The organism is Shewanella frigidimarina (genome assembly GCF_003797125.1).
GTDB classification, from domain to species: Bacteria; Pseudomonadota; Gammaproteobacteria; order Enterobacterales; family Shewanellaceae; genus Shewanella; species Shewanella frigidimarina.
Map to the genome: position 1 here is coordinate 63,843 of NZ_RKKE01000003.1, position 23,639 is coordinate 87,481.

The following is a 23,639-nucleotide window of genomic DNA, read 5'->3' on the forward strand; positions in this document are numbered from 1 at the left end:
CTCCTAAAATGGGCTTTCAAGTGACTGCATACCAACGTAAACAGCTTTTATTTGGGTGTATGCTTTTAATGTTTCAGAGCCATTCTCACGACCAATACCAGACATCTTGTAACCACCAACCGGCATTTCTGCAGGAGAGGCACCATAAGCATTTATCCAACAAATACCGGCTTGCATTTGATGAATAACGCGATGTGCACGGGTAATGTCTTGCGTAAATACACCTGCCGCTAAGCCAAGGTGAGTACTATTGGCACGCTTAACAACTTCATCTTCATCAATAAAGGTAAATACTGACATCACAGGGCCAAATATTTCTTCTTTCGAAATCGTCATCTCATCAGTGCAATCTGTAAATACAGTCGGTGCTACAAAGAAACCATTAGGTGCATTGTCAGGCGTTAATGCTGTTCCGCCTGTTAATAAGGTGGCGCCTTCTTTTTTACCGATTTCAATGTAGTCGAGTACTTTTTGTTGATGGTCGCGTGATATCAATGCACCAAAATTGGTGTCAGGGTGCATTGGGTCGCCACAAACGATGTTTTGCTCAGTACGTTCTTTTAAACGTTGGATAAAGCGCGGATAAATATCTTGCTGCACAAATACGCGAGTACCGTTGGTACACACTTCACCTTGAGTATAGAAATTAGCTAACATCGCGGCTGATACCGCATTTTCTACATCGGCATCGTTAAAGATAATCAATGGCGACTTTCCGCCTAACTCCATGGTCACTTCTTTTAGCGAACCCGCTGCAGCGGCCATGACTTTTTTACCTGTTCCGACTTCACCCGTAAATGACACTTTAGCGATATCTTCATTGGTGGTTAGCCATGCGCCAACTCTACCGTCACCTTGAACAACGTTAAACACGCCATCTGGCACACCCGCTTGAGAGAATATTTCAGCCAAACGCATTGCGCCACGAGGTGTTTCTTCTGAAGGTTTAAAAATCATTACGTTGCCGCAAGCAAGTGCAGGGGCTGCTTTCCAACAAGCAATTTGTAACGGGTAGTTCCATGCGCCAATACCGGCACAAATACCTAATGGCTCACGGCGAGTATAATAAAAGTCCGCTCCAACAGGTTGTTGATTGCCTTCAATACTTGGGGCGAGACCGGCAAAGAACTCAATAGAGTCGGCGCCAGTAACGATATCGACAACCGAGGCTTCTTGCCACGGCTTACCCGTATCCAATACTTCGCCAGCAGCAAGTTCATCATTTTGCTCACGTAGTAGGGCAACAGCTTTTAATAAAATGCGGCTACGTTCTATCGGCATCATCGCTGACCAAACAGCAAAACCTGCTTTGGCACTCTCTATTGCGGCTTTTTGCACAGACTCGGTGGCTACTTCAACTAAATAGCTGACATCTCCAGTAGCAGGATTGATCACTTCAAATGTTTCGCCAGTACCGTTTGATTGGTATTTTCCATGAATATAATTTTGATAAATAACTAACGATGACATTATTCTACTCCGTTGTGCACGATCACAGCCTTGATAAAGGCTTTAGATAAAATTTGGGCTTGTTTAAAATCTTCTATTGGGGTCGCACTCAACGCACTGCGTAACCAAAAACCATCAATTACTGCCGCTGTTTGCTTGGCTGCACTTACAGCGGCTGCATTGGGTAATAATTGTTTAAACGAAAAAAGCAGGTTGCTGTATAACCGCTGACTATTAATGTTTTGTAATCTTGCTAACCCAGGATCGTGCATCGCTTGGGACCAGAAGCTTAACCATGTTTTTGTCGCGGCTGTTGAACGTTGTAATTCGGTAAAGTTTGCTTCCACGATCATTGAAAGCCTATCTATTGGGGTTAATGTTTTGCCTGACGTTCTTGTCAGTAATGCTTGCTTCAATTCCTCTAATAGAAATTTCTGCGTGGCTTCAATTAACCCTTGTTTACCACCAAAATAGTGGCTGATGATCCCTGATGACATTCCCGCCAATCCACTAATGGTATTAATAGTAGTGTTTTGTAACCCATGACGTTCGATTGACATTAACGTGGCATCTATTAGCTGTTGTTGTCTGACGTTTTTCACTGTAGGTCTTGGCATAAAAGGGGTCCGTTATCTGTATTAAGTGTTGTTAATTGAACGCTCAATTAATAACGATACTAATGATTAGTGCTGTAATTATCAAGTTATAACTTGATATAGATCACAACATTACAGCAGCATAATGAGGTATGAAACAGTCTTAAAAAATTAAGACGTTGTTTTTAATGGTTTAATTTTTACTTTGTTGTGGTTAGTGGTTTGTTGTAAAAAACGAAGAGATTTTACATCAAATCATTACAGCTGCAGTTATTATTGGCGTTTTGGCTGATAAAGCATCATTTAAATATGGAAATTCTGCTCGCCAAACACCCTAACTCGTGCACATATTGCTTGGCCATCATAATCCCTATATTGAATTATTAACGATGGAGTTGTTAGCACATGGAGGAAGGTATATTGATTAAACCTGTTTGTTTTAGACAAATCTTCACCAACATTTTTTGTATGTCACTATACAATCACAGCCTTATTTCTCACCGACTAATGTTATGGATTAATTATATGTATTAATGTTATGCATATGGGTTATGTATTCTGCTAAGCGTTCCAGCGTTCCAGCGTTCCAGCGTTCCAGTGTTCAAGGATTGAGGATTGATTATTAAGTACTGAGGAGGGCAGTTTGATTCACTCTACAGTCTGAATGATGTCACCAACGATGATCTGGATTCATCATAGAGACATGATAGAAAAACAGTAATCATGCTATAACCTTATTTAAAGATTCAAATACCAAGATGATTAGATAAGAGGAATACAGATGGGCAGTTCATCAATGATCATGTGGAGTGTGCTATTTGGCGCTATAGGCATGGGGTATTTTGTTTATGGTAAGCGCCAAAGGGCGATTGTTCCCTTGTGTGTAGGAATGGCATTAATCGTGTTTCCTTATTTTGTTGCCAGCGTGACCACTTTGCTGATTATGGGAGTAATCTTAGTGGCGATACCGTATTTTATCCGGCTTTAGTCGCTGTAGGCATTATTGTTTATCTGTCTTATCACTCAGAGTCATGTATGGCCTAAGTTAGTTTGGAATATGGCCTGCGGCCACTAACGTCGTGGCGCTTCACCCACACCAGAGCAAAAGGAAACCAACGGCTGTTCGCTCTTTATTCTTTATAAAAGAATTAGCCCAGCCACCCGGCAACATTTTCCCAATTGACTTAAATATTAGATGCGAAAAGTCGCCATGGCGATTTATCCAGCTTTTAACGTCATTTGAAGCCTGCTTCGGTCCATCTTGTAATAAAGAGTGAAAATGCTAACGCTTCCGATGGTACATCTGATGTGAATGGATTCACGAATGTCGTGATGGCAGGACGCCAAAGAACGACCTGTACCGCCAAAGCTAAGCTCACATCTGATAGGCAGGATGCCTGAATGCCTTGTAGCACATGGATGTGCGAGAAAGGCCATGTGAGCTTCACGCTATTTTCTTCAACGGTCTCAAGTTCAGAGTTAAATCACACCATTTCCAAGTCAAGAAAACTAACTCGTTTTTGCCCCAATATGAGTTGGTGCTATTGCTTAATCGAAACATATACATTTCAGTTTGCCATGAATTTTCTAATGTCACATTCTTTGTAATAATGAATCTAAAACGGTGGCCAGTATTCATTTACCACTACAATGCGGACAAAGGCTACGACAGTGAAGCGATTAGAGATAAAGTTCGTGAATGTGGCTCAGAGCCAGTGATCCCTATAAGACAAAATTCGAAGCAAGGAAATGACGATATGATGGGTGTTTATACAAATATCGGCATTTAGTTGAAAATGCTTTTGCTCGGCTCAAGCATTTTACAGTTATAGCAACCTGTTATGGCAAATTTAAAATTAATTTTGAAAGTATACGGGCTCTCGCTTGCTCGATAATTTAGCTCCCAATGTGAAAGATCAATAGTCCCTAATATAAAAATCAAACTCTATCAATTTAAATTGGAACGGCTAAGATGTAGATAAGATATAAACACTAACAGAGGGTACCAATTTGAGATGTACATCATGAATGCATTGAACCGATTTCCCTGGTTTGCTTGGCTTTTAATTTATTGTTTATCCGTATCAGTTTGGCATTGGCTAACATACTCTTTTTATGGGCAAGCGTCGTATCGTATCGGCGGACCAGTTATTTTAGCCGCACTCATATATCTCACACAATCAACGTATCGGGTACATCATATAGCAACAATGTCATTAGGCATTTTTGCAGCCAATTACTTGATAGAAAATGTGTTACTTGGAATATCCCCACTTCCATCAGCAATTACTAGTTTAACCTTAATTTTTCAGGCTTTTCTTGGCTGGTTCTTGTTAAGGCGGTTTACACCCGATGCTCAGTTCCCTAACACATTAAAAAAATCCATAAATTTTCTTATATTTGCTGTGACACTGCCAGTATTAGCATCATCAATTATACAACCTCTACTGGAGCGATTGGTTTCACCACTGCCTTTTACTTTCAATGGAATTGAGCAGGAATTCTTATACTGGGCTGCACTTCGTTTCACCTCTATGGTAATAATTACTCCCTTACTGCTCTGGCAGCACGACTGTCAGCAATCTCATTTGTTTAGCTCGTTGGCAAAAACTTCAACATTTGTTTGGACGTTGTTAGCAGGACTAATCATCGCAGTAACGGTTTTTTCAATAGCAAACCCCGAAGGTAGAGCTCTTGCTACATACAGTTCTTTACTGATGCCATTTACGTTGTTTGCTGCTATCCGTTTACCATTGCTACAAAGCCTGTTGGTTGTATTATGTATTGGTGTGGTCTCTTTTTGGGCAGACTCACGCTATGCAGGTCAATCACAACAAGTTATCAATAGCCTGATTGCGTTATCTGTATTTATCAGTTTCAATGCACTGGTGGCGTGGTTGGTCGGGATGATGCTTCACGACCGTGATCAACATCTAGAAAAAGAAACGTCACTACATCACCTTTATGAAATGTTGAGTCGTTTTAATCAATTGCTCATCAAGCAGCCTTTAGAAAAACCTCAACTTTTTGAATCGGCTTGCAAAATCATTCTTGAAGAAACTAAGTTTGATCGCGTTTCTATCATTCATTTTGACAACACTGCATCTAATGAAAATGTAGTTAACTGTGCTTTGGCCCGAACCGACAGCGATATCATTACTACGCCCCCTTTCGTAGACAAGAATTGCGATCTCGTGAAGCGGGTACTGGTAAGCCAAGCATATGAGTTGTTCCAATCAAACAAACACGTGCATGACGAATCATCATTTTTTGGCTATAACTCAGTAGCAGCGTTTCCTATAAACCAAAAATTAAACTGTGTTGGATGTTTACTGATTTTTTCTAAAAGGGAATTTATTTTCACACCAGAAATGTTGCGATTGTTTCAGGAATTGGCCGATGATACTGGTTTTGCTATTTCCATGCATGATTCTCAAAAGCGGCTGAAACAAACCACAGAAGTATTCGACTACAGTTGTGAGTCTATTATTATCACCGATGGTGAAGGTACTATTTTAGATGTCAATCCAGCCTTCTCTATTATCACTGGCTACAGCCGTGAAGAGACTATTGGTCAAAACCCTAGAATGCTAAAGTCCGATAAACAAGATAGTGCATTTTATGGAAGCCTTTTTCGGCAGCTGCAAAAACATGGGATCTGGAGTGGTGAATTTTGGAATAAAAGGAAAAATGGTGAACTCTATTTACAGCGCGGAAGTTTAACTACTGTTTTAGATTCTGATGGCACAATTCTTCACATCATCTCTATCATGGAAGATGTCACCCAAAGGCAACAAGACGAAACTACTATTCTGCATTTAGCCAACTACGATCAATTAACAGGTCTTCCCAATCGTATTTTACTCAATGAATATTTTCTACGAGCATCAGCGGAATCGCAGCGTTCTGGTCTAACATGGGCTTTATTATTCATTGACTTGGATAAGTTTAAAGAAATCAATGATGCCTTTGGTCACCATTATGGTGATGAACTGTTACGACTCGTTACAGCACGATTAAGTTCACACATTCGAGAAACAGACTTATTCAGCCGTTTCGGTGGGGACGAGTTCATCATTATTGCACAATGCAACATGGATGAAGCCAGCCAAATGGCGTTGAGATATATAGAAGAGATTAAACAAGAGTTTTTAATCGAAGAATTAGATGTCCATATCGGTGCAAGTATCGGTATTGCCATGTTCCCACAGGACGGTATTAACTTAGAAGATTTAATTCAAGCAGCAGATACAGCAATGTACAAAGCCAAGGCACTTGGAGGAAACGAATCGGTATTTTTTAATGTCTCTATGCAAAAAGAAGTGCAAGAACAGATGGCAATGAGAAGTAACCTTGATAAAGCCATTACTAATAATGAACTGACCTTATATTTTCAACCTAAAGTTACTGTCACTAAAGGAAACGTGCAGATAGTTGCCTATGAAGCTCTTATTCGATGGCCTCAACAAGATGGTGGCATGATTTCACCAGCCAACTTTATTCCTTTAGCTGAGAAAATTGGCCTCATATCCGACATCGATCAATGGGTACTCAAAAATGCAATCACAAAAATAAGTGACTGGTTAGTACGTTACCCAGGATGTGTGTTACCAGTAGCCGTCAATGTTTCAGCTTCTTTATTTGCCGATCGAGAGTTTGTGTCGATGTTGACAAAGACAATCGCACATTTTGGTTTACCACCGGCACTATTGGAATTAGAGATCACCGAAAGAGTGGCAATGTTGGATGTCGAATACACCTTAAATACTCTTAAGGAATTAAAAAAAATAGGTATTGGGCTTTCAATTGATGATTTTGGTACTGGTTATTCTAATTTAGCTTATTTGAGATTATACCCGGTTGACGTTCTGAAAATTGACATTACCTTTGTTAAAGATGTACATCTGGACGAAAAAAAGCAAAGTCTTGTTAGAGCAATCATCAGTATGGCTCAAGCGCTGGGAATGAAAACGATTGCCGAAGGGGTTGAGTGTCAGGAAGAGCTTGATTTTTTAGTCAACGAAAAATGCGATCAGTATCAGGGCTTCTTTTTTGGAAAACCTGTAGCAGAAGAGAAGTTAATCTTCAATTTGACATCACTGTAGTGGGTTAGCTAATTTGGTCCACCACATAGATGTCTATCAGACATCTAAACGTTCTATGATAGATAAATGGGTTGATTCATTTATCACTAAATTAGTGAGCCAGCTGACAGGTTTCTGTCCATAAATGAGTCAGAAGCCATGATTGGAAATGGATAATGAGGCCGTTGAAGAAAATAGCGTGAGCCTGACAGGACGTCAGGCTAGCTTTCGCTGTACAGGTCGTTCCTTGGCATCCTGCCATCACGACATTCGTGAATCCATTCACATCAGACTCCCATCTGAAGCGTTAGCATTTTCACTCTTTATTACAAGAGGGGCCGAGGCCGATTACAAACGAGATTCAAAGCTGTTGTTTGGTTAAAAAGCTAAAATGTTGCCGGAACGGCAGGGGTGATCCAAGAGGGGATTGCTGTTGATCCCCTTTTGGCCCGTGCAGGGTGGACCCTTGCGATGTTAGTCTGGTGTGGGCGACGCGCCACGACGTTAGTGGCCGCAGGTCATAAATACATAAAGGCCATAAGTACAAAACAAAAAAACACCTGGATCCCGGCTCAAAAGCATTACCGGGACGACGTGAGAGTTGGGGCGACGAGAAGGCTGTTAGCAATCATCTGTTCATATATGAGTTAGATGCTTTACTTGAAAATTGATAAATTCAACTCTGAACTTGAGGCCGTTGGAGACTCTTTATAAAAGAATACGTGAGCTGGCCATGGACGGCCTGTGCATCTAAAGAAACTGCTTCGGACGTATTTATGAATATACACAGTTTCTCTACGGTAAAAGCTTATCAAGAGAAAATTGTTAACTGACTTGAAAAGAGTTCAAACGATATTACCAATAATTGATTAATCAATCCGAATGTTTGTCTAGGTCTTTACTCGCCTCTGCTATTAACCACAAGGTTTCCGATATTATTTTAGGCATTCGCGCATATAGTGATAAAAAATGCCCGGCAGTTAACTGACGGGCATTTTTGTGTCGGATGCTTGTTGCTATCGCGGCACATTATTGCAGCTATTTACGCACTAAATTACCAAATACGTACGCGCTGATCTTCTGGCAAGTACAACTTATCACCTGGTTTAACATCAAAGGCTTTATACCAAGCATCGTGGTTACGCGGGGCGAGGGCACGGTAACGACCTGGTGCATGAGTGCCTGCACGTAACTGAGTTAACATACTTTGTTCGGTACGTTTTTCTTTCCACACTTGAGCCCAAGCTAAAAAGAAACGTTGATCGCCAGTAACGCCATCTATCACCGGGGCCTCTTTACCGTTTAAGCTTAATTTGTAAGCGTGGTATGCCATTGATAAACCGCCAACATCGCCAATGTTTTCTCCGAGACTGTTGCGGCCGTTAACAAAGTTTTCAGGAATAGGTTCATATTGGTTATATTGTGCCGCGAGCTTATCGGCTTTAGCATCAAATGCGGCACGATCTTCATCTGTCCACCAGTTACGCTGAACGCCATTGGCGTCTGATTTAGAACCTTGATCATCAAAACCATGGCCCATTTCGTGACCAATTACGGCACCGATACTGCCATAGTTAACCGCTGCATCTGCGTTTGGATCAAAAAACGGCGGTTGTAAAATTGCCGCAGGGAACACAATTTCATTAAACGAGCTGTTGTAATAGGCATTGACCGTTTGCGGTGTCATCCCCCAACGATTACGGTCCGTTTTTTCCAGTTCTTTTGCTACGCTATCGGCTTGGAAGTATTTGCGTAGATTCTTAATATCACCCACTAAATCATTTTTAGTGAGGGTTAAGCCATCAAATTGTTGCCATACATCGGGATAACCAATTTTTGGATTAAATGCTGCTAACTTAGCATGGGCATTCACCTTGGTTTCTGCGCCCATCCAATCTAAACCATCAATGCGTTGACCTAATGCTGTGCGCAGATTGTTAACTAACTCAGCCATTTTTTGTTTAGACGACTCAGGGAAATAACGCGACACATACACTTTACCAATAGCGAAACCTAGAGATTGAGTGCCTGACATCTCTTCAACTGCACGTTTCCAGCGTGGACGAGGTTGCTCTTGCCCAGTGAGTTCTTTGCCAAAAAAAGCAAAATTGGTATTAAAAATGTCTTCTGACAATAACCCTGCATTATTACTAATGGTGTGGAAGGTTAAATAGTCTTGCCACACAGTGAGTGGTTGTTGGTTAATTAAGTCAATCATTGCTTTAACGGGTTCTGGCTGCGAAATATTTAGTTTCGGCACTTGGTAACCGGTTTGTGCAAAATAGATATCCCAATCAAATCCAGGATATTGCTTAACCAATTCTTCACGTTTGAGTTGGTTTAAGGTTAAATCACGGTCACGACGCTTTTCTCTAGGCCATTGTGCCTGTGCAATTTTTGTTTCGAGTGCCAAAATAGTTTGGGCACGTTTTGCACCGTCGTTTATACCAGCAAAGGCCAGCATTTTAGCGATATGGTCGACATACGCTTTACGGATGTTAACGAAACGCTCGCTGTCTTCGAGGTAATACGAGCGATCGGGCAGACCTAAACCACCAGCACCAATAGTCATTTCATATTGATCTGGATCTAGGCGATTAAACCACATACCACCCCAAATAGGTGATGATGCACCAGTAAGCCATGCTTCACCGAATACTTTGGTTAAATCTTGTGTTGAGCTAATCGCAGAAATTTGATCTAAGGTGCCTTTAATTGGCGTGATACCCAACTTATTAATGGTGTCGGTATCCATATAGGCATGATAAAAATCAGCAATTAATTGTTCTTCGGCAGTTAAGTCGCTGCGGCTGGCAATATCGTCGATAATGGCTTTCACTTGATTTTCACTGCGCTCAGCTAAAGCATTAAATGCGCCATAACGAGTTTTGTCGGCAGGCATGACAAAGTTGTCGTACCAAGTGCCACTTGAATACATAAAAAAGTCATCACCAGGCTTAACGGCTTCATTACGTGCAGCTAAATCCACCCCAAAAGTACCTAACTCTGCTTTAGCGGGGGCTGGTGAGGTCACGGTTGCAAGTTTAGTGTTATTTGTATCAGATACGCCGCAACCACTTAATAGTGCTGTGGTTAATCCAATCGCAATTAAGGATTTATTCATTGTTATCGTGTTCCTTGGTCTATTTTTACAGAATTATTTGCCTAGCCATATTGAAAGACTGACAAAAAATGTCAACGTTCGAATTGTTAGCAAATTTAACCAACGCTGAGTTAATCAATGAAATGATCGGCAGAATATGCGCTGGTTTGATTTTATTTAGATGTATTGTTTATTTGAGAGGCACAGATAAGGGCAGTTGATTATCATCAGCATAATTAACCAAAACGTGGAATAAAAGTGAGTTAGGCTTTGTAATATTAACGCTGCCAGTGCTTAAGCTACCCAACCATTTTTGATTGTTACTTTTCTTGGGACTGGCATCTGTATTGATAGCGCTATTGTTTGAGTTTGTTTACTCAATACCCTGTAAATCAGCTTAATCGTTAGGTTTATGATTTACACCACCGCTCATAAAACAAAGCTTGCACAACAACTCTGACGCGAGAATGCTGACAGTAGGCTGGAGTGTTTAATCTGAATTTTGTGGTAATGATTTTTCAATTTCCTTAGCCAACTGAGTCAATAAGTTGCTGTACGCGCTGACCAACTCCGCAGCCGTCGAACCAGCGTTAGTGACCGCGATGAAATTTTGTTTTGCCAACGTTTGGTGTAATGAATTGTTTGTTAGCTCCCAGTTGGCATTGAGTCTGGCGTTATTGCCATCTCGGTTGAGGGAAGTAACCTTGATTTTAATGCTGTACTGGGGAGTGTTGTTTGCTCGCCAAGAAAATAACACCAGATTACGACGGCGATCTCCTTGGCTTAGATTGATACTCATGACTCGGCTGATACCTTGCTCAAGCGGTTCAGCCCAATAACTATTGGCAAATCGTTGCAGGCTACCATCATCCAGTTGATACATCAGTTGCGTAAAATGTAGGTATTCGGCTACGTCAATTGGCCCGATACCAATGTCATGCTCTAACGCAGTACTGCCAGATACCATTTGGCTGGGCATTGCCGTTAACACAAAGTATTGTTTTTCGGGAGAGCTTTGGCAGCCACTCACTAAACTCAATAGCAGTAAACCGATCCCCCAGTTAATGCTCCAAACTCCATATTTTTCCATGACATTATTCTCCTAAAGGTAGGGCTTTTTTGCCACGTATGATGGCCTCAGGTTGTTCATCTAAGGTTTCGCTCAAGCTTCGTAGCGATCGAGCTGTGCGGCGGATTTCTTCCAATGTATTGGTGAGTTCTATCAACAATGGTGAGTTTTGGTCGAGTGTGTTTCCTGCTTGGTTTGCAAGCTGATTAATGCTTAATAGTGTACTGCGTAATTCAGTTAAACTATGGTTTAGCGATTCAACGAGCTTGGGTTCATCATGATTTAATTGCACCAGTAAATTATCGAGTTTTAGCAGCACTTCAAGCCCATTTTTACCTAATGCTGCCTGAGTGTTGTCTAAGTTAATCGCGGTGCTTTTAACTGCTTTGGCTGCATTATCAAAATTATCCAGTGCTTGCTGTATTTTTCCGCTGGCAGCAATGTCACTGAGCTGCTGGGCTAAATTATCGACATTGTTGACTAAACTTTTTAAGTTTAACGATTGCAGGTCTTTGGACAACGATTCGAAATCAGTCGCGATGGTCGGCAATTCTAATAATTGGTCTTTTTCTCCATGGAATACTGGCGAGGTGTTGGGGAAGAAATCCAGCTCAACATACAGTAGTCCGGTGAGTAAACTCAGATAATTCAGCTGGGCGCGTAAGCCGTTATCGATGGCGTGTGAAAAAAACTCTTCACCTACTTGAATCCCTTTTATATTGATACGTTTCAACAATAAGTCGGCATGAACCGCAGCCGTGACACCCTGGCTACTGTCGTTGGGGAAATCGATACTGATATCGCTTATTTCACCGATTATGACCCCTTTTAATTTTACCGGTGCGCCTACCTGTAACCCTTGCACAGAACTGTTAAAAAACATCACTACCGGGGCTTTCTCTGCAAATATACGCCCACCGGAAAAGAACAGTAATGCAATAAACACTAAGATAATTGCGCCAAATATAAAGGCACCAATCGCGAGCGGAAGTCGTTGGCTTTTACTCATGAGATCTCCGATTTTTCGGTACGATTGAGAAATTGACGAACCCTAGGCTGGCTACTGTGTATTTTTAATTCTCGTGGGTCACCACAATCGAGCATAGTATTGGTCTCATTATCCAGAAATACACAACGAGTGCCGATTGACAATATACTGGGCAGCTCGTGGGACACAATGATCACGGTAGAGTCTAGGGCCTGGCATATTTGCACGATCAATTGATCTAAACGCATCGAGCTAATAGGGTCTAAACCTGCAGAGGGTTCATCAAAAAATAACAATTGAGGGTCTAATGCCAGCGCCCGTGCTAGTCCTGCGCGTTTGTGCATACCGCCGCTTAACTCGGCAGGATAAAATTTCTCGAAGCCCGCTAAGCCGACAAGTGCCAGTTTATAGGCGACGGCTTCGGCAATTTGTCGCTCCGAAAGGTCGGTATAGAGCTGCAGGGGTAACGCCACATTCTCGCCAAGCGACATGCTCGAAAACAATGCGCCTGTTTGGAAGGTAATCCCCCAATCTTTGAGCATTGCTACCTGCTCGGGCTCATTTGCTTCATAAAAGTTTTTGCCTTGATAGAGTACTTCGCCTTGTAGTGGCGTGAGTAATCCCACCATCGATTTCAGCAAGGTTGTTTTGCCACAACCACTGCCGCCAATGACAAAAAAGATATCATTCTTGTTAATGTCGAAGTTGAGTTTTTTTTGCACCTCGGTACTGCCGTAGCCGACTGATAGATTACGTACACTGATAAAGGCATCATCAACCATGGTTAGATCCCTAATTTATCGTATAAGATATTAAGCGCTGCATCGGAGACAACCAAAAAAACAATGGCCTTAACCACAGCGTGGGTCGTCGCTAAACCAACGGCATTCGAGTCACGTCCGCAAAGCAGTCCCGCCTGACAACCCGCAATCGCAATTAAAAATCCAAAAATTAAACTCTTTATTAAACCAGTGGAAATATCTACCCAATCAATCGCAACCTGGGTTTGCAAAATATATTGGGTATAACTCACGCCCATACCGTTAGCAACTAACGCACCGCCAATCATGCCTATTACATCCGAATAAATACACATTAGCGGCATAATAAAAATTAATGCTAATAACCGCGGTAAAACCAGAAACTCCATGGTAGGAATGCCCATTACTCGCAGCGCATCAATTTCTTCATTAACCTGCATGGTGCCTAACTGCGCCGCATAAGCGGCTCCGGTTCGGCCAGCCATAATAACGCCTGTCATTAGAGCACCCATTTCACGCACCATTCCGATAGCCACTAAATTAGCCACATATACCTGGGCACCTAATTGACGCAGTTGTACAGAACCTAAATAAGCCAAAATCATTCCCACGAGCAGGCTAATTAAGGTAACAATCGCAAGCCCCTTAGGCCCCGCCTGTTCGATAAAAAAAACGATATCACTTCGGCGAGTTCTCGCTCTGCCACCCAACCAACGCCCTAATGCCAAAGTGCAGTCGCCAACGAATACTAATCCATCGTGCACCTGTAAACCTTGGCTAATCAATCCTCGACGTAAGGTCGGCCACAATCCGCCAATAGCACCTTCATTAGTGGGTTGATAAACAGGAACATCGGTAGCCAGTTGCAGTAATTGCTGCAATCCTTGAGGTGTTTGTTGAGTGTCTAGTGGTATTTTTTTCCGCTCACACCAACGAGATAATTGTAATAAGGCAATGGCGAGGCTTGAATCCCAGTGGGATAATTCTGTGGTGATTAAGGTGATAGATTGGCAATTGGATGGCAGCTCAGCACAAATATCTGCGCCTAGCGGTGCTTGGCCTAATTGCCAATCACCAGCAAGGTTCAGTATGCAGTTATCATCGTGCATGTCGATATGGAATGTTGCGAGTGTCATGCTAGACCCCCGAGCCAATATGAAATAAGTATATTCGTTTGTTTTATAAACAGGTTAGCTTGATTTTTGCTCCTGTTAACAGTGTAGACCAAGCTTACTGATTATATTTTGACCTTGGACATATTATTTCATCAATAATGAAGCTATCACTTTGATGTATTGACGCTTTGCTACATTGAAGAAGCTTTAGTTATGGACCGATGTTGTTGTGCAGAGGCAATAAAAATGACGCTAACAATTGAAAATAACTGCCGCTTGTCGCGATTTAAAGCAAATAAACTTGCGCTGACAAAATTTAACGCTAATATATACTGTTTATTTATACAGTTCTTTTTTATACAGTATATATTATATTAGAGGTTGTCATATGCGCGTTATTCCCATTGCAGCCAGCGCCGGCATTACCGGTTTCGAATCACCTGCCGCTGAGTATCTTCAGTTAGGCCTCAGCCTTGATGAGATATTAATCCAGCATCCAAGTTCCACTTTTATCGGCTTAGCCCAAGGTGAGTCGATGCAAGGAGTGGGAATATATGATGGTGACTTATTGATTGTCGACCGCCATGAAACGGCTAGAAATGGCGACGTGATAGTGGCTAATTTTAATGGTGAATTTGTGTGTAAAATTCTCGACATGCATCGGCGAATGCTGATGTCGTCTAATGAGCAACATTTACCTGTGACCATCTGCGACTATGATGACTTTAGTATTGAAGGTGTGGTGATTCGCTCGATTCGTTGTCATCGTCAAAGCCCACTGCTTATCAGCAAAAAAGGTTAGGTAACAATGTTTGCCTTAGTCGATGCCAATGCTTTTTATTGCAGTGCAGAACAGGTTTTTCGCCCTGACTGGCGCGGCAGACCGATTATTGTGCTGAGCAATAACGATGGCTGTATTGTTGCTGCTAATCGGCAAGCAAAAGAGGCGGGTATTGAGAAGTTTTTGCCTTACTTTCAAGCTAAAGCATTATGCGTTCAGCGCAATGTCATTGTGTGCTCATCTAATTATGAATTGTATGCCGATTTATCGGCAAAGATGATGGCAATAATAGGCCGTTTTGCGCCAGAACAACATGTGTACTCCATCGATGAAAGCTTTCTGTCTTTTAAACACAGTTATCCTGCTATCAAATGCCTGTATACCCAGGGTCAGTTAATTCGTCGCGCAGTTTGGAAAGAAGCCCGCCTGGCGGTTTGTGTGGGCATGGGGCAAACGTTAACCTTAGCTAAAATAGCCAATCACGCCGCTAAAAAAATCCCGGGATACAAAGGAGTGTGCGTTATCGACACTGCGCATCAACGCAATGATATTTTACGCCAACTTGCCGTAAAAGAGGTGTGGGGGATTGGCAGGCGCATCAGTAAAAAGCTTGAATTGATGAATATTCGCAGTGCATACGATCTCGCCTCTATGCCACCCAGTTTGGCCAGAAAACAATTTAGTATTGAAATTGAACGCACGGTACGCGAACTTAACGGCGAAGCGTGTAAACAATGGGATGAGGCTAGGGCAGATAAAAAACAAATTTTCTCCACCCGCAGTGTGGGCGAACGTATTTGCGATTTTGAATCACTATTACAGGCATTGAGTAAACATGTTGGCATCGCAGCAAGTAAAGCTCGTCAACAAGGCTCACATTGTAAAACCATGTTGTTATTTGCCAGTAATTCGCCCCACGACGAACGGCCTGTGAGTTATAAAGTTATCGTCCATTTTCCATGTCCAACCAATTGCACCATTGAACTCACCAAAGCCATGACCGACGCCGCCCCGAGATTATTTAGCAATGGTGTTCGTTATTACAAAATTGGTGTAGGCCTAGTTGATTTAACCAGCGAGAAACATTTTCAATTTGATTTATTTAATACCGCTAAGGTCAATTATGCCTTGATGGATACGCTTGACGGCATCAATCAACGATATGGCCGCGATACAGTGTTTTTGGCTGCACAAGGAATAGAACAAAAATGGGCCATGCGCCGTGATTTACTCACACCTCAATATTCAACCCAATGGAAATGCTTACCCAGCATTAAATGCTAAGGTTTTATATTACTAAGGTTTATTACTAAGGTTTATTATAACAATGGTATTGCTCTGCCATAACACATGCAAGGTTGGGGCATTCAACTATGGCTAAACCTTAAAATGTGATTCAGCTCTGATTATCACTCTAGTTAAATTGTTAATGTTAAATCGTACTCATCATATGGCCGACATAATGCGAAATACGCTGTTAAACATAGCAATGATAATTTCACTACTTGGACAATTACTTGTTCCAAGTTTTGCTATGTCTAATGAAATGACTATGTCAGATATGCAGTCGAGTAGCATGCAGCAATCAACGATGATGCAAGGTGACTGCGGCACTAACGGTGACTGTTGTTTAAACGATATGAGTCAATGCATTAGCCATTGTCATGCTGTCGCGAATGCATTTTTGATATCAGCAACAAATCTCACCGATGCTCCACTAACAAGTGCTAAAGCGAGTTCGTCTTTATGGGCATCAACTCCCACCATTCTAGTAAGCCAAAATCCACCTCCGATAGCTTAATTCTTTATTTTTATTAGTTACCCACATTAATTTATAAAGATTTTTGTTGCTTCAACTATAAGCATCAAAAACTATAAGTATCAAAAGTTAACGGAGTTTATTATGAAAAAATTCATTGCGATCACACTATTATCTTTAGCCAGCTCAGCAGCAATGGCTGCCACTATTTCATTACCTGACTATTTAATCTTTACTGCGGTCGATGGCAAATCGACATCAAATAAAAGTGAAATGGAGGTGTCTCCTGGTCAACATTTAATAGAATTACAGTTTTATGATGTGTTTTCATCAGGAGCAGATGATACGAATTTTATTAAGTCCGATGCGTTATATTGGAGTCTACATCTAACCAAAGATGAAGATATTCAAGTGCGTAGCAAAGAGATTTTCTCTTCAACCAATGCAAAGAAATTTATTGCATCACCGGTGATAACCTTAGACCGCGCCAGCGTAAAAGGTGAAAACGTGAAATTAGTTAATCACGAAGAGTTAATGGCTATTATCATGAAACAACACAGTCAAATGATGCAACAATAGTAAAATTGATAGGGCGCTTACATAGCGCTCTATCGTTATAAAAACCTGCTTGACCTATGTGCTGCACGTGGGTTTATAGTCAATACTAAGTAAAACAAGTTAAAATAACCCTTGTTTAAGATAATACATTTCACTATTCTGTTTGCTGTTGTTTTTGGAGAGTATATTTTGCGTAAAGCCCACTTAATCATGATGTTTGTCTTACTGACGTTTGTCGGTCAGGCTTTTTCGTCTGTGATTATGTCAGCTAATATGCCAATGAGCTCAATGACAAAGTCAACATTATCGACAGATAATAACAATGCTTGTCATGACATGAATATGCAAAAGAATGCCATGAATAATATGAGTGACATGAGTGAAATGAGTGATAATGAGAGTGATAATTGTTGTGCTCAAACTTGCCATTGTCCTGTCGGCTCATGTTTATCAGTCGCTTTAACGATGGCAATGCCAACGCTTAAATCAGAAGTCAGCTTAGTTAATTCTGCAACAATGTTTACCTCAGCACTAATGCCTCAGTATTTTTCATCTTTATACCGTCCTCCAATATTTGCCTAACATAGGCACAGTTACGCCTTTTTTTTGCTAACTGTCCTAGCCAATCATGTAGTTTCAATTTTTTAACTTTTTTTCGGTTAATAAACTGACATTAAACTGCGTTGTTTAATGTGACGAAATTTGATTTGGAGGCAATATTATGTCTGCTCTATATCGCAATTCTATTCGTTTTTTTCGTGTCATAGGTACTATTTTTATTCTGCAAATTATGGGAGGGATGTTACCTGCCCATGCAGCGGAGCCCGGCACTACGGCGCCATTACTCACTGTTTATAAAGATGCCAATTGTGGCTGTTGTGAGAAATGGCTTACTCATATTAGTGAGCGTGGATTTAATGTTGATGCCCACAATATTAACAACCTTTATGAGTTTAAACAGTCAAAGGGTATTCCTGCTTCAATGCAATCTTGTCATACCGCAGTGTCATCTCAAGGTTATGTGTTTGAAGGGCATATCCCTGCAAAATTCATTAGTCGTTTTTTAGCCTCCCCCCCTAAAGATGCTATCGGCCTAACCGTTCCGGCTATGCCTGTGGGCAGCCCAGGTATGGAGTACCAAGATAAATTTATGCCATACCAAGTCTTACTGTTGAAAAATGATGGCAGTAGCCAGGTTTACGCCCAAGTGAACTCGCTTGAGGAGTCTGTGCAATGAAATCTCAATACATGATAAAACCGATGATTCAAACGACAAACAGTGAACTCAACAACAGCCGACGCCGGTTTGTGTTTGGTGCATCCGCCATGTTGGCATTGATGTCGATCCCTTTCCCTAAAAATGCCGTTGCCAATGCGTTAAGCCAATCGTTGAGCCAGCTTTCTGGCAAAGTGTTCGACTTATCAATTGATTATAAAATGGTTAATTTTACCGGAAAATCTGCTCGGGCCACTGTGGTAAACCAATTACTGCCCGCGCCGTTATTACGTTGGAAAGAAGGTGAAACAGTCACCTTAAGAGTAAAAAACAATCTCGACCATGATAGCTCTATTCACTGGCACGGTATTATTTTACCCACCGAAATGGACGGTGTGCCTGGCTTTAGCTTTGATGGTATTAAACCCGGTGAAACATTTGAGTATCAATTTACCGTCCAGCAAAGTGGCACATATTGGTATCACAGTCATTCAGGCTATCAAGAACAAATCGGTTTATTCGGCGCTATTGTGATTGATCCAGCGACCCCCGATCCGGTCATATATGACCGTGACTATGTGATCATGCTGTCTGATTGGTCTGACGAAGCCCCTGAAAATATTTATGCCAAATTAAAAAAACAAGCCGATTACTATAATTACCGTGAGCGTACGGTAATGGATTTTTTCTCTGACGTAGATAAAAATGGCTTAGCCAATACGTGGAACGCTCGTTCGATGTGGAATAACGCGCGCATGAGTGACAGCGACATATCTGATGTTACGGGTTCAACTTACACCTATTTAATGAATGGCAATCCACCGCAACAGGGCTGGCAAGGGTTGTTTAAACAAGGTGAGAAGGTGCGCTTACGCTTTATAAATAGTTCTGCTATGACCATATTTGATGTGCGTATACCGGGCCTTAAGATGAGTGTTGTCGCCAGTGATGGTCAGAACATTCAACCGGTTTCTGTGGATGAATTTCGAATAGGTGTTGCTGAAACCTATGATGTGGTTATTGAGCCAGAGGTTGATAATGCCTACTGTATTTTCGCTCAAAGTATTGACCGTACCGGCTTTACGGTAGGTAACCTTACTTCAGATGCCAGTTTACATGCTCCTATTCCCCCAATGGATCCAAGGCCAGTCCTTGGCCACAGTGATATGGGCATGGATATGAGTGGTATGGATATGAGTGGTATGGATATGAGCGGTATGGATCATAGCAAAATGGCTATGGGCGCTGGTGATATGCCTAGCATGGATCATAGCAAAATGGACATGGGTGGCGGTGATATGCCAAGCATGGACCACAGCAAGATGGCTATGGGCGGCGGTGATATGCCTGGCATGGATCATAGCAAAATGGCTATGGGCGGCGGTGATATGCCTGGCATGGGTCACAGCAAGATGGCTATGGGTGGCGGTGATATGTCAGGCATGGATCACAGCAAAATGGCCATGGACGCTGCGAAAGCGACAGTCTCAGGACTAGGGCTTGCAGGCTTTGGCAGTAACAATGAAATTAAACACATTGACACCGAGTTCGGCCCACAAGTGGATATGCGTGCCGATGCGCCAAAAAGTGGCTTACACGATCCTGGGATTGGATTGCGTGACCATCAACAACAATTCAATCGCAAAGTATTAACCTATGGCGATATTAAAGGCTTACATCCTACCTACGACACACGCCAACCTAGCCGCGAAATTCAACTGCATTTAACCGGCAATATGAACCGATATATGTGGTCTGTGAATGGGGTGAAATTTATGGACGCCGCGCCATTAGAGTTTGTATACGGAGAAAGACTGCGGATCACCTTAGTGAACGACACGATGATGACTCACCCTATGCATTTGCATGGTATGTGGAGTGAGTTAGAGACAGGCGATGCTGATTTTATTCCCCGTAAGCACACGGTATTAGTTCAGCCGGGTTCTAAGATCAGTTACTTAGTCACCGCCGATGCAAAAGGGCAATGGGCATATCATTGCCACTTGTTATTCCACATGCCAGGCATGTTCAGAAAAGTCGTGGTGAAATAAGGGGAATACAGATGAATAAAACGAATTTAATGGCCTTGGGACTGTTGAGTCTGAGCGCCACATTGACTAGCTCAGCTGTGTTTGCCGGCGGTAATGATGACCCTCTATTAACAAAAGTCATGCTGGATCAATTTGAAAAAGGCGTCGATCCGCAAGATCCTACCCAGTTTAGTGCACAAGCATGGTTAGGTTACGATTTGAATAAGTTGTGGCTTAAAACCGAAGGTGAATATTCAAATAGTGATAAGCAAGACCTTGAAATTCAGGCTCTTTACAGTAAGCCCATCGCACCATACTGGGATGTACAATTCGGTATTAAAACCGATATCAAACCGACGCCGAACCGTAATTGGGCTGTGATTGGGGTTCAAGGGTTAGCGCCATATTTCTTTGATATTGATGCGGCCTTATTCATCGGTGAACAAGGCCGTACGGCTATGCGTGTGAGTGCGGAATATGAACTGTTAATCACTCAAAAATTGATACTCACACCTGAAGTAGAAGTTAATTTATTTGGTAAAGACGATGCTGAACTTGGAATAGGCTCAGGCTTATCTGACGTCAGTGCAGGGCTGCGATTGAGATACGAGATTGTTCGAGAGTTCGCACCCTATATCGGTGTTGATTGGCGTCAGAAACTCGGTAATACCGCCGATTACGCCCGAAGTGAAGGGGAAGATACACAAGAAACCCAGTTTGTTATTGGTTTTAGCGCGTGGTTCTAAGTCCTCGTTCGTACACTGAGTTATAAGCTTGGCGCCAAGATGTTAGCTAAGCCAATATTTAATCATTTATGTAAACCGTTTTTCGATCGTTAAAAACAATATAAAAGGAAATATCATGAAATTATTTAACCGCGTTTTAGTCGTAACAAGTCTATTCCTTAGTGCTTCAGCATTTGCTCATGTCGGACTGGGCAGTTCTATGCCCGCTAACGGTGCCATGCTAAGTCAAGCCCCAACAACGCTTGAACTGACCTTTACGGCTCCGGTACGTTTGGTCAAATTAACAATGCAAGATGAGAAGCAACAAAGCGTACCGCTAACATTACCTTCAAGTGCGACCAGCCAAGCAGCATTTTCATTCGCTCTACCAGCATTAAGCGCAGCTAATTACACGGTTAACTGGATGATCATGGGTGACGACGGTCATAAGATGAAAGGCAACATGAGCTTTATGCTTCACGACTCTGGCATGAACACTCGCAGTGCACCGCCTATGACAATGGAGCATGAGACTAGCGAGCACACTGCACATCAATAAGTGGATGAGTAAACATGATATTAACCGTATTTGAAATATCGGTGTTGATATCTAAATGGGTTATCTATCTGAGTGTTGCCGCCGTTATTGGCGGCACATTGATGCAATACCTCATTAAGGGTCAACTTAATCTGAGCATTAGCGTTACAAAATATACCGGCCTAGGTGCTGTTTTGGGGTTGATTGCCGTCAGTATCAATTATTTTGCGCAAGTAGGGGCTTTTGCAGAAAACGGCTTGATGGGAATATTTGATGCGCAGATGCATGCTTTTCTGTGGCCAACCCAGGTAGGGCAAACGGTGCTTTGGCGCTTAATCGGTTTTGGGTTAATGCTAGTGGCTAGTGGTTTACTGTTACATAAGAACCGTTATATCAAAACGTTTTCAGCTGTATTAGCGATTATCAGCTGTCTGTTAATTGCTGTCACGTTTACTTTTATTGGCCATAGCACTGAACTGGGATTGCTTGCTCAAGGCTTAATATTGATACACGTGTTGATCATTGGCAGTTGGATAGGGGCTTTTTATCCATTATGGAAATTATGCAGCACCGATGACCACAGTGATGACAACATCGTCATAAAAAATGTCATGGATACATTTGGTCGTTTAGGCATAGTGATTGTCATTCTAGTGTTGCTTTCAGGCATGGGAATGGTGTGGATGTTGTTTGATAGTCCCACTGAATTATTCAGTTCCGATTATGGTATTGCGGTCACCATCAAGCTCTGTTTGGTGGCTATCATTTTGCTTATAGCAGCATGGCATAAATTGGTTTTAGTACCGAAATTAACGATTGCGAACCCATCACTCGCAAAACAAAAACTACAAAAATCGATTGGATTAGAAGCATTAATAGCAGTACTGATATTAGCGACAACAGCGGTACTTTCGAGCGTGCTAGGTCCTATGAGCCTTGGATAATCACTATAAATTAACAGAGAGATAAAAATGAAAAATAGACCTTTAACAATACTCATAACAACCGGGATATTACTGATGTCCGCAGGACAAAGCTCATTGAGCTTCGCCCATGGTGATGAAACTCACCCTATAGAACAAAAAGCGTTTATCGGTGTTGATTCCGCCGCGGGTAATGTCGTCAAACAATTTCATGCTGCATTACAAATGGGCAATGAGGCTATTGTTAGGCAGTCATTAGCAGCCAATGTGCAAATTTATGAAGGTGGAAAAGTAGAACGTTCACTTACGGAGTATGCCAATCATCACATGCTTGCGGATATGGCCTACTTAAAAGGGTTAACCATAACGCCAAAAGAACACCAAATAACGATTACAGGTGACATTGCTATTTCAACGTCAATAAGTCACGCCCAAGGTGAATATAAAGGTAAAAGTATTGACTCAATGACCATGGAAACGCTTGTGTTAATTAAACAAGCGGATGGTCATTGGAAAATAACCCACGTGCACTGGTCGTAAACATAACAAGTTCATCATGTAGATAAAGGATTATCTCGAGCCACTTTGTAGGTGCTCCCAAGAAAACCACAAAGACTCATATCATGTAATAACATGATATTTTATGGAAAAGGATTTCCTCTTTTTTAAGTCAATCCATTCACCATCCTTCATCGTTTTGTTTAATCCTCGCACGCCTTATGACAGGTAAAATACTTGTCATCATAAATAATGTCACGCGTCACAAAACTCAAACCAGAATCGAAATTATTATTGGCATATGCTAATAATAAGAGTATATATTGCATATGCCAATTACTATTATTCGATTAATTTAAGCAGATAATGTCAAGCCTCCAAAAATAAACGAAGATTCTAGGACGCTCTCGGCAAAAGCTGTTTTAAGCCCAGTGGCATGTCGATAA

Annotated in this window: 20 protein-coding genes and 1 pseudogene; 14 read left to right on the forward strand and 7 right to left on the reverse strand. The window is 41.8% G+C overall.

Translation table 11 applies throughout. The annotated features are described in order from the left end of the window. Positions 1 to 3: 3 nt before the first annotated feature. Positions 4 to 1,470, reverse strand: coding sequence for a betaine-aldehyde dehydrogenase (gene betB, locus EGC86_RS09815; RefSeq protein WP_123777405.1), 1,467 nt, complete (start codon positions 1,468 to 1,470; stop codon positions 4 to 6). Next, on the reverse strand, positions 1,470 to 2,066 hold the full coding sequence (gene betI / locus EGC86_RS09820) for a transcriptional regulator BetI (RefSeq protein WP_059744955.1): 597 nt from the start codon (positions 2,064 to 2,066) through the stop codon (positions 1,470 to 1,472). Before betI ends, betB begins: the two co-directional genes overlap by 1 nt. A gap of 760 nt (positions 2,067 to 2,826) precedes the next feature. Here betI and EGC86_RS09825 point away from each other — a divergent pair. From EGC86_RS09825 to EGC86_RS09835, 3 genes and pseudogenes are all read left to right on the forward strand, one after another. After that, the gene (locus EGC86_RS09825; protein WP_059744957.1) at positions 2,827 to 3,033 is read left to right on the forward strand and encodes a hypothetical protein; all 207 of its coding nucleotides are present in this window, start codon (positions 2,827 to 2,829) and stop codon (positions 3,031 to 3,033) included. 655 nt (positions 3,034 to 3,688) lie between these two features. Next, a pseudogene (locus EGC86_RS21045) lies at positions 3,689 to 3,945 on the forward strand (transposase); the annotation flags it as partial. A 124-nt stretch (positions 3,946 to 4,069) separates the two neighbouring features. Next, the gene (locus EGC86_RS09835) at positions 4,070 to 7,150 is read left to right on the forward strand and encodes a bifunctional diguanylate cyclase/phosphodiesterase (protein ID WP_165872398.1); all 3,081 of its coding nucleotides are present in this window, start codon (positions 4,070 to 4,072) and stop codon (positions 7,148 to 7,150) included. A 1,033-nt stretch (positions 7,151 to 8,183) separates the two neighbouring features. Here the strand turns inward: EGC86_RS09835 and EGC86_RS09840 are convergent. The 5 genes from EGC86_RS09840 to EGC86_RS09860 form a co-directional block, all read right to left on the reverse strand. Continuing rightward, on the reverse strand, positions 8,184 to 10,253 hold the full coding sequence (locus tag EGC86_RS09840; protein WP_123777407.1) for a M13 family metallopeptidase: 2,070 nt from the start codon (positions 10,251 to 10,253) through the stop codon (positions 8,184 to 8,186). A gap of 469 nt (positions 10,254 to 10,722) precedes the next feature. Beyond that, a complete protein-coding gene (locus tag EGC86_RS09845; protein ID WP_123777408.1) occupies positions 10,723 to 11,322 on the reverse strand; it encodes a PqiC family protein in 600 nt (199 codons plus the stop codon). Positions 11,323 to 11,326: 4 nt separating this feature from the next. Beyond that, positions 11,327 to 12,310: an MlaD family protein gene (locus EGC86_RS09850; protein WP_123777409.1), complete on the reverse strand. Its 984-nt coding sequence runs from the start codon at positions 12,308 to 12,310 to the stop codon at positions 11,327 to 11,329. Then, positions 12,307 to 13,071, reverse strand: coding sequence for an ABC transporter ATP-binding protein (locus EGC86_RS09855; protein ID WP_123777410.1), 765 nt, complete (start codon positions 13,069 to 13,071; stop codon positions 12,307 to 12,309). The genes EGC86_RS09850 and EGC86_RS09855 overlap by 4 nt, the downstream gene beginning before the upstream one ends. Positions 13,072 to 13,073: 2 nt before the next feature. After that, entirely contained in the window at positions 13,074 to 14,186 is a 1,113-nt protein-coding gene (locus tag EGC86_RS09860) for an MlaE family ABC transporter permease (RefSeq protein WP_123777411.1), read from the reverse strand. Between the two features lie 367 nt (positions 14,187 to 14,553). Here EGC86_RS09860 and EGC86_RS09865 point away from each other — a divergent pair, with 367 nt between their 5' ends. The 11 genes from EGC86_RS09865 to EGC86_RS09915 all read left to right on the forward strand — a co-directional run bounded on the left by EGC86_RS09865 (position 14,554) and on the right by EGC86_RS09915 (position 23,235). Next, positions 14,554 to 14,967 carry a LexA family protein gene (locus tag EGC86_RS09865; RefSeq protein ID WP_011637424.1) on the forward strand — a complete coding sequence of 138 codons (414 nt, stop codon included), beginning with the start codon at positions 14,554 to 14,556 and terminating at the stop codon, positions 14,965 to 14,967. 6 nt (positions 14,968 to 14,973) lie between these two features. Further along, the gene (locus EGC86_RS09870; protein ID WP_123777412.1) at positions 14,974 to 16,230 is read left to right on the forward strand and encodes a Y-family DNA polymerase; all 1,257 of its coding nucleotides are present in this window, start codon (positions 14,974 to 14,976) and stop codon (positions 16,228 to 16,230) included. A gap of 205 nt (positions 16,231 to 16,435) precedes the next feature. Continuing rightward, on the forward strand, positions 16,436 to 16,747 hold the full coding sequence (locus tag EGC86_RS09875; RefSeq protein ID WP_245423132.1) for a hypothetical protein: 312 nt from the start codon (positions 16,436 to 16,438) through the stop codon (positions 16,745 to 16,747). 102 nt (positions 16,748 to 16,849) lie between these two features. Then, on the forward strand, positions 16,850 to 17,284 hold the full coding sequence (locus tag EGC86_RS09880) for a DUF2057 family protein (RefSeq protein WP_123777414.1): 435 nt from the start codon (positions 16,850 to 16,852) through the stop codon (positions 17,282 to 17,284). Positions 17,285 to 17,452: 168 nt separating this feature from the next. Next, the gene (locus tag EGC86_RS09885) at positions 17,453 to 17,845 is read left to right on the forward strand and encodes a hypothetical protein (RefSeq protein ID WP_245423133.1); all 393 of its coding nucleotides are present in this window, start codon (positions 17,453 to 17,455) and stop codon (positions 17,843 to 17,845) included. Between the two features lie 139 nt (positions 17,846 to 17,984). Continuing rightward, positions 17,985 to 18,500 (forward strand): DUF411 domain-containing protein, encoded by a 516-nt coding sequence (locus tag EGC86_RS09890; protein WP_123777416.1) that lies wholly within the window; start codon positions 17,985 to 17,987, stop codon positions 18,498 to 18,500. After that, positions 18,497 to 20,530: a copper resistance system multicopper oxidase gene (locus EGC86_RS09895; protein ID WP_123777417.1), complete on the forward strand. Its 2,034-nt coding sequence runs from the start codon at positions 18,497 to 18,499 to the stop codon at positions 20,528 to 20,530. The genes EGC86_RS09890 and EGC86_RS09895 overlap by 4 nt, the downstream gene beginning before the upstream one ends. A gap of 11 nt (positions 20,531 to 20,541) precedes the next feature. Continuing rightward, the gene (locus tag EGC86_RS09900; protein WP_123777418.1) at positions 20,542 to 21,255 is read left to right on the forward strand and encodes a copper resistance protein B; all 714 of its coding nucleotides are present in this window, start codon (positions 20,542 to 20,544) and stop codon (positions 21,253 to 21,255) included. Between the two features lie 115 nt (positions 21,256 to 21,370). Next, complete coding sequence (locus EGC86_RS09905; protein WP_123777419.1) at positions 21,371 to 21,793, forward strand: copper resistance CopC family protein; 423 nt, start codon at positions 21,371 to 21,373, stop codon at positions 21,791 to 21,793. 14 nt (positions 21,794 to 21,807) lie between these two features. Further along, positions 21,808 to 22,716: a copper resistance D family protein gene (locus EGC86_RS09910; protein WP_123777420.1), complete on the forward strand. Its 909-nt coding sequence runs from the start codon at positions 21,808 to 21,810 to the stop codon at positions 22,714 to 22,716. 75 nt (positions 22,717 to 22,791) lie between these two features. Next, a complete protein-coding gene (locus EGC86_RS09915) occupies positions 22,792 to 23,235 on the forward strand; it encodes a YybH family protein (protein WP_123777916.1) in 444 nt (147 codons plus the stop codon). The last annotated feature ends 404 nt before the right edge of the window (positions 23,236 to 23,639 follow it).